General features: G+C 63.0%; 12 protein-coding genes. 2 read left to right on the top strand and 10 right to left on the bottom strand.

Annotated features, from left to right (window positions below):
* Window positions 1-1,080, top strand: coding sequence for a 3-dehydroquinate synthase (gene aroB, locus LQT98_RS06270; protein ID WP_231461546.1), 1,080 nt, complete (start codon window positions 1-3; stop codon window positions 1,078-1,080).
* A 196-nt stretch (window positions 1,081-1,276) separates the two neighbouring features.
* A complete protein-coding gene (locus LQT98_RS06265) occupies window positions 1,277-1,660 on the top strand; it encodes a type IV pilus assembly protein FimV (protein WP_231461545.1) in 384 nt (127 codons plus the stop codon).
* A 69-nt stretch (window positions 1,661-1,729) separates the two neighbouring features.
* Here LQT98_RS06265 and msbA read toward each other — a convergent pair whose 3' ends face one another.
* The 10 genes from msbA to cysG all read right to left on the bottom strand — a co-directional run bounded on the left by msbA (window position 1,730) and on the right by cysG (window position 13,223).
* Entirely contained in the window at window positions 1,730-3,490 is a 1,761-nt protein-coding gene (msbA, locus tag LQT98_RS06260; protein ID WP_231461544.1) for a lipid A export permease/ATP-binding protein MsbA, read from the bottom strand.
* Between the two features lie 52 nt (window positions 3,491-3,542).
* Window positions 3,543-4,646, bottom strand: coding sequence for a glycosyltransferase family 4 protein (locus LQT98_RS06255; RefSeq protein WP_231461543.1), 1,104 nt, complete (start codon window positions 4,644-4,646; stop codon window positions 3,543-3,545).
* Window positions 4,639-5,961 carry an O-antigen ligase family protein gene (locus LQT98_RS06250; RefSeq protein WP_231461542.1) on the bottom strand — a complete coding sequence of 441 codons (1,323 nt, stop codon included), beginning with the start codon at window positions 5,959-5,961 and terminating at the stop codon, window positions 4,639-4,641. The genes LQT98_RS06255 and LQT98_RS06250 overlap by 8 nt, the downstream gene beginning before the upstream one ends.
* The gene (locus LQT98_RS06245; protein ID WP_231461541.1) at window positions 5,954-7,012 is read right to left on the bottom strand and encodes a glycosyltransferase family 9 protein; all 1,059 of its coding nucleotides are present in this window, start codon (window positions 7,010-7,012) and stop codon (window positions 5,954-5,956) included. Before LQT98_RS06245 ends, LQT98_RS06250 begins: the two co-directional genes overlap by 8 nt.
* 59 nt (window positions 7,013-7,071) lie before the next feature.
* Entirely contained in the window at window positions 7,072-8,217 is a 1,146-nt protein-coding gene (locus LQT98_RS06240) for a glycosyltransferase family 4 protein (protein WP_231461540.1), read from the bottom strand.
* Window positions 8,214-9,296, bottom strand: coding sequence for a putative lipopolysaccharide heptosyltransferase III (gene rfaQ, locus LQT98_RS06235; RefSeq protein ID WP_231461539.1), 1,083 nt, complete (start codon window positions 9,294-9,296; stop codon window positions 8,214-8,216). The genes LQT98_RS06240 and rfaQ overlap by 4 nt, the downstream gene beginning before the upstream one ends.
* A gap of 18 nt (window positions 9,297-9,314) precedes the next feature.
* On the bottom strand, window positions 9,315-11,054 hold the full coding sequence (ptsP, locus tag LQT98_RS06230; protein WP_048409416.1) for a phosphoenolpyruvate--protein phosphotransferase: 1,740 nt from the start codon (window positions 11,052-11,054) through the stop codon (window positions 9,315-9,317).
* A 21-nt stretch (window positions 11,055-11,075) separates the two neighbouring features.
* Window positions 11,076-11,345 (bottom strand): HPr family phosphocarrier protein, encoded by a 270-nt coding sequence (locus tag LQT98_RS06225; RefSeq protein WP_048409415.1) that lies wholly within the window; start codon window positions 11,343-11,345, stop codon window positions 11,076-11,078.
* A complete protein-coding gene (locus tag LQT98_RS06220) occupies window positions 11,332-11,727 on the bottom strand; it encodes a PTS sugar transporter subunit IIA (RefSeq protein ID WP_231461538.1) in 396 nt (131 codons plus the stop codon). The genes LQT98_RS06225 and LQT98_RS06220 overlap by 14 nt, the downstream gene beginning before the upstream one ends.
* Before the next feature lie 83 nt (window positions 11,728-11,810).
* Window positions 11,811-13,223 (bottom strand): siroheme synthase CysG, encoded by a 1,413-nt coding sequence (gene cysG, locus LQT98_RS06215; protein WP_231461537.1) that lies wholly within the window; start codon window positions 13,221-13,223, stop codon window positions 11,811-11,813.
* Between the last annotated feature and the right edge of the window lie 204 nt (window positions 13,224-13,427).

Genomic DNA, 13,427 nt, shown 5'->3' with positions numbered 1-13,427 from the left:
GTGATAAGCCTAGACCTGATCCTGCCTGATACCCGTTACCCTATTCACATTGGCCGGGACTTGCTGGAACAGGTCGAATTGCTGCTACCGCATCTACCCTTGCCCAAGGTCGCCATCGTCAGCAACGAGACCGTGGCGCCGCTGTATCTGGCCCGGCTGCAACAGGCGCTGGCCCAGCACCAGATAGAATCCTTCTCCATCGTGCTGCCGGACGGAGAGCGGCACAAGGACTGGAACACGCTGAATCTGATTTTCGACGCATTGCTGTCGCGCAATGCCGAGCGCAAGACCACCCTGATCGCGCTGGGCGGCGGCGTCATCGGCGACATGACCGGCTTCGCCGCCGCCTGCTATCAGCGCGGCGCACCCTTCATCCAGATCCCCACCACCCTGCTGGCGCAAGTCGATTCCTCGGTCGGCGGCAAGACCGCGATCAACCACCCGCAGGGCAAGAATATGATAGGCGCCTTCTATCAGCCACAAGCGGTGATCGCCGATATGTCGCTGCTGGATACCCTGCCTGAGCGTGAACTGTCCGCCGGTCTCGCTGAAGTGATCAAATACGGCCTGCTCGGAGACGCCGCCTTTCTCGGCTGGCTGGAAGACAATATGCCGCGGTTGCGCGCGCGCGACCCCGACGCGCTGCAATACGCGGTCAAGCGCAGCTGCGAAATGAAGGCGGACATCGTCGGCCAGGATGAAAAAGAACAAGGCGTGCGCGCCTTGCTCAACCTCGGCCACACCTTCGGTCACGCCATCGAGGCCGGCCTGGGCTACGGCGTCTGGTTGCATGGCGAGGCTGTCGGCGCCGGCATGGTGCTGGCAGCCGCCGCCTCCGCCGAGCTGGGCTGGCTCGCGCCGGTGGAGCTTGAGCGCGTGCGCGCGCTGATCGCCGCGGCGGGCCTGCCGGTGAAGAGCCCGGCCATGCCGCTGGCGCGCTGGCTGGAGTTGATGAGCCATGACAAGAAGGTCGAGGCAGGCACCATCCGCTTTGTGCTATTGCAACAATTGGGCCAAGCCGCTATCCAGCCAGGCCTGTCCTCTGCGATACTCGAAAAAATACTGAATGAAAACTGTTAGAGCGAAAACAATATAAGTACAGATTCGATAAGGATTTTTACGGATTGCCGCTCGCGCCACTTCATCAGAATAATGAATCTACTGGAGATGAGAACGACTGCGGGCAATATCCGGCATCGTGATTGAGGCCATAGCGCACAACGCGACGGGGTTTGCCGGCGGAATCAATTCGCCGCAAAGCGGAAGGGGAGACCACATGGTTGCGTTGAGCGCGTTTGCCGCCAGCTTCGGACTGATGGCAAGTTACTACGCCCTACGATTCTTATGGAAGAAATTACGCTACACCAAGCCGCGTCAGCGCGGCATTGACCCGGTGGGAGAAGCCGAGGTCTTTCTCGCCTATGGCCGCACCAGCGATGCGGTGCGGGTGCTGAAAGACTCGCTGCGCGACAATCCGGATGACCTGCCGGCAAAAGTCACGCTGCTGCGGGCCTATTCCAGCGAATGCAACCGCGAGGCCTACTGCTTGCTGGCGCGCGATGTTCAAGCACAAGTCCAAGGCCAGCCGGTCTGGCACACCATACAGGAAAACGGCCGCCGCCTGGCGCCGCAAGATCCGCTGTTCGAAGTCAAGCTCTGAACCGTATTCCTCAATACAAAACGGCCAAGGCGGGTGCCTTGGCCGTTTTATTATCGCCGTCGCAAATGCTCAGCCCTCCGCCGCATCCTCATCCTTGAACTGCAAGCTGTGCAGCTTGGCGTAGAGTCCCGCGCGCGCGATCAGCTGCGCATGCGTGCCCTCTTCGGCGATCTCGCCTTGGTGCATCACCACGATGCGGTCGGCGCTCTCGATCGTAGACAAACGGTGGGCGATCACGATGGTGGTGCGGTTCTTCATCAGGTTTTCCAGCGCGTTCTGCACCAGGCGCTCGGATTGGGTATCCAAGGCCGATGTCGCCTCGTCCAGAATCAACAGCGGCGCGTTCTTCAACAAGGCGCGGGCGATCGCCAGCCGCTGGCGCTGGCCACCAGACAGGCGCACGCCGTTTTCGCCGATCAGGGTGTCGAAGCCTTCCGGCATCGCCTCGATGAACTCCAGCGCATTGGCCGCGCGCGCGGCTTCCACCAAGGCCTCGCGGCTGACTTCGTCAACACCGTAGGCAATATTGGCGGCGACACTGTCGTTGAATAGCACCACGTCCTGGCTGACCAACGCGATATGCCGACGCAGTTCATGCAAGGGAATATCCTGCAGCCGCACATCATCCAGGCGGATCTCGCCATGATCCGGGTCGTAAAAACGTGGAATCAGGCTGACCAGCGTGGTCTTGCCGCTGCCGGACGAGCCCACCAAGGCCACGGTCTCTCCAGGCTGCACCTGCAGATTGATGTCGCGCAAGATCTGGCGCTCCGCCGATGGGTAGCGAAAGCCCACCTGAGACAGGGAAAGCTTGGCGCGTGTGCTCGGCAAGGCGGTATGACCATGATCCGGCTCTTCCGGCAGATCGAGGAATTCAAATACCGACTCCGCCGCGGCCAAGCCGCGCTGCATCGCCTGGGCAATGCCGGTGATACGCTTGACAGGTGCGAACAACAGCATCATCGCGGTCAGAAAGGACATGAAATCGCCGGCGGTGAAAGCCCCGCCCTGGGCTCGCAGCGTGGCGAAATACAGAATGGCCGCCAGCGCGCAAGCTATCATCAATTGGGTCAGGCCGGTATTGGCCGAGGTGGCTGCGCTCTGCTTGACCGCGTTGCGCCGAATCGCGGCCGCCGCCTGGTGGAAACGCCGGCTCTCGCGCGCCTCGCCGCCATAAACCTTGATCACGCGCTGACAATCGATGCCTTCGCCCAGCACCTGGGTCAGCAAGGCCATGTTCTGCTGATTCTCGCGCGACAGATTGCGCAAGCGCTTGCCCACCACCCGCATGCACAAGGACACCACCGGCAACACCAGCAGGCAGATCAAGGTCAGCTGCCAGTCTATATACAGCAGCCAGGCCAGCAGGCTGACCGCGGTGACGCCATCCTTGACCGTGACCGTGATCACGCTGAAGCCGGCCTCGGTGACCTGATTGACATCGTAGGAAACCCGCGACACCAAGCGGCCCGATTGATTGTCGGCGTAGTACTGCACCGGCAGGCGCAGCATCTTGGCGAACATCTGCTCTCGCAGCGTCTGCACCAAGTGGCCGGTCAGCCAGCTGGAGGTGTATTCATTGATGAAGCTGGTGACGCCACGCACCGCGAATACGCCTATGATGGCCAAGGGCACCCAGGCGATGGCTTCTGGATCGCGATTGACGAAGCCGCTGTCGATGAGCGGCTTCATCAGTCGAGCGAAGGCCGGCTCGGTCAGCGCCGCCACCGTCATCGATAGCAGCGAGATCAGGAAGACCTTCCAGTAGCGGCCCAAATACCCCAGCAAGCGACGATAGATCGCCCAATTGCTTTGCAAAGAATGCTTCATCCGTTTCCATCATCACAATGCCCGCATGCGCGGGCGGTCATCAACATGGGCATCAAACGCCCATCGCGTCCAATCCGCTCAATGTCAGGATCTGCCGCAAATTCCTCTCAGGGGCGAAGCGCGAACGCACATCGTCGCGTCCGGTTTGCGCCCAGGCTTTCATCAGCGCCGGCTGGGTCAGCGCTTGATCGATAGCCGCCGCCCAGGCGGCGCTATCCTCCGGAGCCACCAGCATTCCGGTTTCACCGTGGCGCATGGTTTCCGGAATACCACCGGTGTCGCTGGCAAGCACCGGAACACCCAAGCCCAGCGCCTCGATCTGCGACATGCCCAAGGGCTCGTAGCTGGATGGCATCAACACTAGGTCGGCGCGCGCCAACAAGGCCGCCACCGGGCTGACCACACCGGCGAGCAAGACTCTATCCTGCAAGCCCAACTGCCGCGCCAGTTCGGCGATCGCCTGCTGCTCCGGCCCCTCTCCAGCGATCAGATAACGCGCATCGGGCCACTTGTCCTTCAACAAGGCCAAGGCCGCCAACACCGTCCTATGTCCCTTTTCGCCGCGCAGCATCGCCGCCTGCACCAGCAGAGGACCGGAAGAACGGGACAACCATTGCTCCAACGCTGCCGGCAAGGGCAGCGCGGCGGCCTGATCCAGGGCGGCGAAATCGATGCCGGGATAGACCACATGCAGTTTGTCGGCCCGTATCGCCGGATTCTCCAACAAGCAACGCTTCAAATAAGCGCTGGGCAACATGGTCGCGTCCACCAGCTGGTTATAGCTCCAGGCCGAGGCCTTACCCGGCTGATAGGTGCGCGAGCGCAGCAGGAAAGGCCGGCCACGCCCCATCAGCCGCGCGGCAATGGCCAGATTATTGCTGTCGTGACCGCTATGGCAGATGGCCAGTCGCGGACGATGACGTCGCATCCAACCATGTAGCGCGAGAATGGATGGCAGGTGCAGGCTGTTGCGAAAACGCAGCGGCAACACATCAAGTCCGCGCTGACGCGCGACCTCCATCACCCGGCTCTGCGGCCGGCAGGCCAGCACCGACCTGAACCCTCGCTCCCCCAGCTCGCGCATCTGCTGCATCAGCTGCAGTTCCTGCCCTCCGACATTGGGGGAGGACTCGGTGAACAGCACCCAATCACGCATGCGCGGCGCCTTTCTCCCTCTGTCTCAACTCCGCCAACAAGGCCGCGGCAGTGAACAGAAAGATATGCAGCATATGATCTTTGTTCACGCTTTCTAGCAACATGCGCCCAAGAAAGCCGCAGGTCACCAACATCAACACCAGACCCAAGGTGTCGCGACGCAGACGGAAGGCCCGATAGCCGGTCCAGATCAGCACGCCGCAAAACGCCAGCCACAGCGCAACGCCGATCACGCCCAAGCCCACGCCAAGGTCGATGAAGCCACTGTGGCTGTGGCCTACCTGATTGGGATGCCCCGTCGCCGTCAGCGCATTGGTGAAGGCGTTGCGGCTATAGCCATAACCCATGGGCTTGGCCGCGATGAGGTCCAGGCCGCTGTGAATCCAGGCCACCCGTTCGTAGGCGGACGGGTCCACCGACTGACCATTGGCCATCTTCGGATAGGGCTCCATCCGCAGCCAGGCCTTGGTGTCGGCATAGTGCCATCCGGCAGCCGCCGACTCTACAAACACCTGATTCCGGCTATCCTGCTTGATCGTATACGCGGCGATACTTCCCGCCGCGGTCAGGACCACACCGGCTATGAGCAAAGTCTTGCCCCAGCCTATCTTCAGCCCTTCAAACACGGAATACACCAGCAGCATGGATAGCATCAGGTAGACAAGACCGATCATGCCGTTGCGCGCCCCCGCCTTGAGGCTGACAAACAGAATCAAAGCCGCAGCCAAGCATAGCGCCCAGCGGGGAAAACGCGTGAGCGGATGGGTCCCGCGTTGTCCAAAGCAAAACGCGGCCACGACGAAGGCCAGCACAAAGTTCATGAAGAAGGTGAATTCCAGCTTGGTGGCGGTGGTGTACACCTCGTTATACGGCCACAAACCCGTAGTCAGATAGACATAAGCGCCATGGCTAAACTCGGTCAAGGCCAAGACGCAACCGGCGAGGATGACCAAGTCCGAAATCGTCCAGCGCCGAGAGGTGCGGAACAAAGCCAGGCCCACCACAAACCACAAGCCTCCCATCAATAGCTGGCTGCGGAACTCACCGGCGGAGGCTTCCGGCCACATCGAGAGCGACAAGCTATGCAGCAAGGCGAACAGCAGGAACGCGCCTAGGGCCGCGACAGGCCCGCGCTGCTCGCGCCAGTGGCGCTTGAGTTCGGGATAGTCTTTCGCCACCAGAACCAGCATCAACAACAGGATCACATAACGCAGCGCAATCGTGTGAGACACGCTGGCCAAGGTCAGAAACAACAAGGACAGGCCGATAGCCAAACGGCCATGCCAGCGCGGCTCTATGCTCAGATGATCATTCATGCAGAAGTTTTTCCAAAGTTTCGGCCACCTGCCCGGCAGGCAGCGCCGCCATACACTGCGCCTGGCGGCATTCGCCGGCCTGATCGCCAAATTTTCTGAAACAACGCAAGGCCCAATCGACATCGCGATAATGCACGCTGCGCTGATTGCGGCAGGGAAACCACGCCGGACCGACGCCGACGCAGGTGAAGTCGGCGAAAAACCGGCTCGCGCCGAACAAGGTCTCGCTGCCCGGCCCGAACAACATCAGCAAAGGCGCGCCCGCCACTTTGGCCAGATGCGCAATGCCGGTGTCCGGACACACGCAGGCGCGGGCGCGGCTCAACACCGCGCGCAATTGCGCCAGGCTCAGCGTACCAGCCATCACGATATCGTCCGGCCCCACCTCGACGGCCGACAGCAAATGCTGCTCTCCCGGTCCGCATGACCATAGCACCACGCAGCCGCAAGCCCGGACCGTGGCCGCGACCCGGTTCCAACTGGCCGCGGGCCAGAAGCGGGTCACCGAACTCGCGCCAACATGCAGCACGACGAAGCGCGGCGGCACGGGCGGCAACCCTTCAACTGCTACCGGCCAATCCTGCAAACGAAACGGCTGGGGCTCGGGTCCGTCAATCAAGCGCGCGGCGGTATCGGTCCAGGCTTCCGGCTGATCCGCATACGCCACCGCCTCGTCCAGCAGCCAGTTCTTGTAGCGTGGTGCTTCACCAGCAAAGCCAACCACCCAACGCGCACCGATGGCGCGGGCGAGGAAGCTGAGCCGGTTCTCGCCCATCAGGTAAACGATGTCGAAACGCGCTTCGGCGAACAGTCGCCGGATCGAGGCGAAATCGCGCGGCTGCCAGGCCAAGGCACGGATACCGTATGGCCGCGTCGCATACAAGGGCGCCTGCCCCGGCGGGCAAGCCAGCACGATATCCGCGATGGGAAACTGCTCGCGCGCCTTGGCCAACAGGCTGGTCGCCATCAAGGCGTCGCCCAACAGGAATTGATGCAGGATCAGCACTCGGCGTGTGCACTCAGCGCTCGGCTTGCGGCGCAGCCACTGCAAGGGCAGACGCAGCAATAGCGCCGCGAAAATCAGCAAGCGGCCGGGAAAACGTCCCGGCCTCATCTCGATGCCTCTTCGGCGGACAGCAAATCGCGATACAGCGTCAGCATCTGCGCCACCATATGCGCCTCGCTCAAACCGCGCACGCGCTCGCGCGCCAGCTCGCCGCGGCGCGACCAATCGTCGCGCGCGGCCAGCCAGGCCGCCACATTGCGCCGCCAGGCCTCGTCGTCACGCGCCGCGGCCAGCCAACCAGTCAGTCCAGGTTCCAGCAGCTCCGCGCCGCCGCAGCGAGTACTGGTCAGCACCGGCAATCCGCAGGCCATCGCCTCACCCACCACCGAGCCGAAGGGCTCGTACACGGTGGGCAGAATAAAGCCGTCCGCCAGCCCATAGTGGCTGCGCACATCGCGCTGCGGGCCGGTGAAATGCGCGCGCTCGGACACCCCCAGCTGCGCCGCCAGATGCTGATAATGCGCCAGCTTCTTGTCGCCACCGACCACTACCAGATGCACGGCCGCGTGCGGCGCAATGGCGCGCAGCGCCTGGGCCACGCCCTTGCGTTCGAAGCCGGAGCCGACATAGACCAGCACCGGCGCCTGCGGCGGAATGCCGTATTGCGCGCGCAGCGCAACGCGCTGCTCGCGCGCGGCGGCCGGATTGAAGAAATCGCTGTCCACCCCGTTGTGAATCACCGCGCAGCGCCGCGGGTCCACGCCGAAACGGCCGACCACGTCGTCGCGCACCAAGGCCGAATTGCAGATCACCGCGCGCAGCGCCGAATGCCGGAACATCGCGCGCTCGGTGCGCAGCATGTAATGATGATAAGGGTTGCAGAAAGTGCTCAGCCGTCGCCACCATGGCCGCCCTTCCAGGCGCGCGTCCAGCCAGGCCGCGTGCACGCCGTCGCCGGCGCGAAACACATGGCAGCCGGGGATGCGCTCGTGCGATTGCACCAGGTCGGCGCCCGCCTGTCGCCACGCGGCACGCGCGGCGCGGGCAAAGCCCCAGTCGCGCCAGACGCTGCCCAAGTAGAACGGTTTGACCCGCAGCGCCTCCACGCCAGGCAGGCTTTCCCAATTGCGGCTGATCAACAGCGGGCTGAGCTCGCCGCCAGCTTGCAATTGCTTGACGATGGCGCTGACGATGCGCTCCGCGCCCCCTGCCGGATTGTATTTCTGCCGGATAATCGCCAGTCGCTTCACGCGCTTTCCCTCAATACCGCATCCACCGCCGCCAGCACCGTCCCCACTTCGATGCGCTGCAGGCATTCGCTTTGCCAGCCACCGCCGCAGCCGGCATTGCCGCAAGGACGACAGGGCATGGGCTCCGACACCACCCGGTGCGGCACCTGCCACGGACCCCATTCGACATCGCCGGACGGGCCGAACAGCGCGACGCAAGGCGTCTTCATCGCCGAGGCGATATGCATGGGCACCGAATCCACGCCGATATACAAGCGCGCCTGGTCTATCGCCGCCGCCAGCTCCTTCAGGCTCAGTTGGCCAGCCAGGCTGGCCACCGGCCGTTGCAAGCGCGCTTCGATCTCGGCGATCATCGCCATCTCTTCCGCGCCGGGCGCAGCCGACAGCACCAGTTGTTCGCCACGCGCGCTCAAGGCGTCGATCAGCGCGCTCATTTTCTCCGCCGGCCAGCTCTTGAACGGCCAGCGCGAGGTCGGGTGCACCAGGATGTACTCTCCGGGCCGCAAACCACGCTCGGCCAGCTTGGCCGCCAGCGTCGCCTCGGCGTTATGCCCCGGCACCAAGACCAGGCCGCGCTGGTCCGCGTCTGGGTAGACGCCGATACGCCGCAACGCATCCAGGTGGATTTCTATGGTGTGACGGCGATTGCCCGGCACCTGCAAATAGCGGTGGCTGAAACTCTTCTTGAAGAAACGGCCATAATCGCCGTCCGGTCCCACCGACCAGCGCGGCGCGAGCAGGCGCGCCAGCCAGGCGCCGCGATTATGCTCGGTCAGCGTGATCACCAGGTCGTAACGGCGAGCGCGCAAGCGGCTCAGCAGGCCCAGTTCGGCGCGGCACTGGCCCAGCACGCCCAGTTTTTTCCAATTGCGGTCTATGGTGTGCAGCTGACCTATGGCCGGGTGCAGGCTCAGCATTTCCCGGGTGTCGTGGTAGACCAGCGCGTCGATCTCCAGATGCGGCGCCTGCTGCTGCAGCGCGGCGAACAGCGGAGAAGTCAGCAGCACGTCGCCATGGTGGCGCAGCTTGATGACAAGCACGCGCCGCACGGCGTTCAGGTCGATGGGATCGTTCAGCATAAAAAGGAAAAAGCCGGATCAGACACCCGGCTCTGCATTCAGTTGTTGCAAAAGATCGGCGATTTTATCAGGGTCTTCGCTTCTAAGCATGCGCGCCGTAATCGGCGCGATCTGGTCCAGGTGGGTGTTGAGCACCTGTTGCTTGACCGCCAGCAGATTGGCCGGATGCATGGAAAACTTGCGCAAGCCCATGCCCAGCAGCAGCCGCGTCAGCCTGGCGTCGCCCGCCATCTCGCCGCACACCGATACCGGCACCCCGCCCTTGATGCCCGATTTGATGGTGTGCAGGATCAGCTTCAGCACCGCTGGATGGATGGGATCGTACAAATGGCTGACCGAGTCGTCGTTGCGGTCGATCGCCAGCGTGTACTGGATCAAATCGTTGGTGCCCACCGACAGGAAGTCGATGTGTTTGAGAAAGCTGCCCACCACCAGCGCCGCCGACGGAATTTCTATCATCGCGCCCGCCTCGATGTCCTCGGCGTAGGCGATGTTTTCCTCGCGCAGTTCCTGCTTGGCGTATTCCAATTGCGCCAGCGCCTGCTTCAGCTCCGGCAAGGAATTGACCATGGGGAACAAGATCTTGATCTTGCCATGCACCGAGGCGCGCAGCAGCGCCCGCAATTGCGCGCGGAACATCAAGGGTTCGGCCAGGCACAGACGGATGCCGGTCAGCCCCAGCGCCGGATTGTCCGCCACCGCGTGGTTCAACCACTTGGGATTCTTGTCCGCGCCCAGGTCCATGGTGCGTATGGTTACCGGCAGCCCCTTCATGGTTTCCGCCACGTGCCGATAAGCCTCGTACTGCTCGTCCTCGTCCGGCAGGGTATCGCGCCCCAGGAACAGGAATTCGCTACGGAACAGGCCGACCCCGGCCGCCCCAGACTTGCGCACGTCCTCCACGTCCTGCGGCAACTCGATATTGGCCAGCAATTCGATCGCGGTGCCGTCCTGGGTCTTGGCGTTGGACTTGCGGATCGACGACAGCTTGCGACGGGCGTCGCGCCAGGCGCGCAGTCGCCGCCGATACTCGGCCAGCACCAGATCGTCCGGATTGATGATCACCACGCCCTGCAGGCCATCGACGACGATCAACTCGTCTTCGCGGATCAACTCGCGCGAATGGTGCAGCGCGATTACCGACGGCAGGTCCAGGCTGCGGCCCAGGATAGCGGTATGCGAGGTGGCGCCGCCGACATCGGTGATGAAGGCGGCGAAGTTCGAGTCTTTGAAATAAACCATGTCGGCCGGCGACAGGTCGTGCGCCACCAGGATATGGTCGTCGACCAGGTCTTCCGGCGCCGGCAGCTGCGGCACATCGCCGTCCAGGTTCTTGAAGATGCGCTCGACCACTTGCAGCACATCGTTCTTGCGCTCGCGCAGATAGTCTTCCTCGATCGCGTCGAACTGCTCGACCAGGGATTCGCATTGCAGCTTCAGCGCCCATTCGGCGTTGCAATGCTGTTTTTCTATGATTTCGCGCGGTTCGCGCGAGATGGTGACGTCGCCCAGCAGCATGATGTGCAGCGACAAGAAGGCGCCCAGTTCCGCAGGCGCGTTCTCCGGAATGCTGCCCCACAGCATTTCCAGCTCTTTGCGGGTATCGCGGATGGCTTCGTCGAAGCGCGCCAACTCCGCCGGGACTTCCTCGTCTTCCAGCAGATAGTGCGCAACATCGTCCATGCTGCGCGAAATCAGATGGGCGCGACCGATGGCGATGCCGCCACCTATGGCCACCCCGTGCAGGATGATGCTCATCGTCCCGTCCTTAGGCTCCGCTTATTCGGCTTCGTCGAACCGGTTGTTGATCAGCGCCACCAGGGCATCCATCGCCAGTTGCTCATCCTCTCCGTTCACCTCCAGCTCCACCGTCGCGCCCTTGGCCGCGGCCAGCATCATCACGCCCATGATGCTCTTGCCGTTGACGCGGCGATTATTGCGCGCGATGAAGATATCGCTCTTGAAACGGCTGGCCAGCTGGGTGAACTTGCTGGAAGCGCGGGCATGCAGGCCAAGCTTGTTGATGATTTCGACTTCAGTTCGCAGCATTGCCTTCCCCCGGAATGATATAAAGCACGCCCTCCAGACCGCCGGTAATCGCCTTGCTGACCACGATTTCCAACGGCTGGCTGCTATAGCACAAGGCCCTGACCACCATGGGCAGGCTGGCGCCGGCCACCGCCTCCACCCGCCCCGGCCGGATCAGCCGGCTGGCGATATTGGACGGTGTGCCGCCATACATATCGGTCAGGATCACCACGCCCTCGCCCGTGTCCAATCGGTCCACCAGGAGCTGGGCCTCGGCTTGCTTGCTTTCCGGGTCGTCGGTCTTGTCGACCGCCATCACCGCCAGATTTTCCGGCTCTCGGCCCAGGATATGCCTGGCGCAATCCGCCAGGCTGCGCCCCAGGTCGCCATGCGCGATTATCAATACACCTACCATGCCTGATTCTTCATGTTGGCAGCGCCGCCGATATCGAACCGGCCGCTGCAGCAAAAAGGTTGATCAACACGTCAGTCTGCCATTGTATCAGCAGTATTCTCTATTCGTCGGAACCATCCCAGCTTATCCGCCAATCCCACCACCTCGCCGACAATGATCAAGGCGGGCGACGCAATATTATGCCTGGACATCAGTTCCGGCAGATTCCCAAGCGTGCCCGTCACCGTGCGTTGACGCTCGGTGGTCGCCCATTCAACGGCGGCGGCCGGCGTCGTCTCCGGCTTGCCATGCTCAATGAAGGCGCGGCACAACTCCTGCGCGGTGGACACACCCATGTAGACTACTACGGTCTGGGCCGGCCGGGTCAGCGCAGGCCAGTCAAGGTGAATGCTGCCATCCTGCTTGTGACCGGTGACGAAAGTCACCGACTGCGCATGGTCGCGGTGAGTCAACGGTATGCCGGCGTACGCGGCCGCGCCGCTGGCGGAAGTGACCCCGGGCACCACTTCGAAGGCGATGCCGTGCGCGGCCAGCGTCTCGATCTCCTCGCCGCCGCGCCCGAAAGTGAACGGATCGCCGCCCTTGAGCCGCAACACCCGCTTGCCCTGCTGCGCCAATTCGACCATCAACAGATTGATATCGCCTTGCGGCAAGGCGTGATTGGCCCTGGCCTTGCCCACATAGATGCGCTCGGCGTCGCGCCGCACCAGTTCCAGCAGCTCCGGAGCCACCAGATTGTCGTGCAAGACCACATCGGCCTGCTGCATCAGCCGCAATGCGCGAAAAGTCAGCAGGTCGGGGTTGCCCGGCCCCGCGCCCACCAGATAGACCGCGCCCTGAGGCGCCTGCGCGCCGGCCTCTTCCAGCCGCCGTGCCATCGCCTGCTCGGCAGTGGCCTCGTCGCCATTGATCACCGCCTCCGCCAGCGGGCCCTCCAGCACCGACTCCCAGAACGCGCGCCGGCGTTCGACATCGGGAATGCCGGCCTTGACCCGGTCGCGGAAGCCGGCGGCAAAGCGCGCCAACCGGCCAAAACCGCTGGGAATCAGACTCTCCAGCCTGCCTCGGATCAAACGCGCCAGCACCGGCACGCCGCCGCCGGTGGACACCGCGATCACCAGCGGCGAACGGTCGACGATCGCCGGGGTGATATAGCTGGACAGTTCAGGGTCGTCCACCACATTGACCGGAATATTCAAGGCCTGACAGGCGGTGGACACTTGGCGATTGACCTCGCGTTGATCGGTTGCCGCCACCACCAGGCGACGGCCTTGCACCTGGGCCGGCTCGAAACAGGAACACAAATGCTCCAGCTGCCCCCGCCGCGCCATCTCGGCCAGTTCCGGCACCAGCTCCGGCGCGGCCACCGTCAGTTCCGCGCCGGCGGACATCAATAAGCGCGCCTTGCGCAGCGCCACTTCGCCGCCCCCTACCAGTAAACAGGATGCGCCTTGCAATTTAAGGAAGATAGGGAAGTAATCCATTTGGCCAGCTCCGCGATGATGTTTGCAGCATACTGCATTTGTTGCATAAAAACGACGCTGGCGGATGCTATCGATATGACGAAACGCGCGCGGCTTGGCACGAATGCCATCATTGCGGTTTTGCGCGCAGCCACGCTCCGGAGAACTATTTGAACCCAGCCCCCCGCCGCCCATCCCGCCTCTTGCGCGCAGCGGCAGGCCTGC

It is taken from the genome of Chromobacterium aquaticum (genome assembly GCF_021129195.1).
Taxonomy (GTDB): Bacteria; Pseudomonadota; Gammaproteobacteria; order Burkholderiales; family Chromobacteriaceae; genus Chromobacterium; species Chromobacterium aquaticum.
Note: the sequence above shows the minus strand (reverse complement) of the source record. Positions and strands in the feature narration are given on the sequence as shown.

Bases quoted from the DNA above. Each gene is read 5' to 3' on its own strand.
- LQT98_RS06265 (WP_231461545.1), top strand. From the start codon at position 1,277: ATGGTTGCGTTGAGCGCGTTTGCCGCCAGCTTCGGACTGATGGCAAGT.
- msbA (WP_231461544.1), bottom strand. From the start codon at position 3,490: ATGAAGCATTCTTTGCAAAGCAATTGGGCGATCTATCGTCGCTTGCTG.
- LQT98_RS06255 (WP_231461543.1), bottom strand. From the start codon at position 4,646: ATGCGTGATTGGGTGCTGTTCACCGAGTCCTCCCCCAATGTCGGAGGG.
- LQT98_RS06250 (WP_231461542.1), bottom strand. From the start codon at position 5,961: ATGAATGATCATCTGAGCATAGAGCCGCGCTGGCATGGCCGTTTGGCT.
- rfaQ (WP_231461539.1), bottom strand. From the start codon at position 9,296: ATGCTGAACGATCCCATCGACCTGAACGCCGTGCGGCGCGTGCTTGTC.
- ptsP (WP_048409416.1), bottom strand. From the start codon at position 11,054: ATGAGCATCATCCTGCACGGGGTGGCCATAGGTGGCGGCATCGCCATC.
- LQT98_RS06225 (WP_048409415.1), bottom strand. From the start codon at position 11,345: ATGCTGCGAACTGAAGTCGAAATCATCAACAAGCTTGGCCTGCATGCC.
- cysG (WP_231461537.1), bottom strand. From the start codon at position 13,223: ATGGATTACTTCCCTATCTTCCTTAAATTGCAAGGCGCATCCTGTTTA.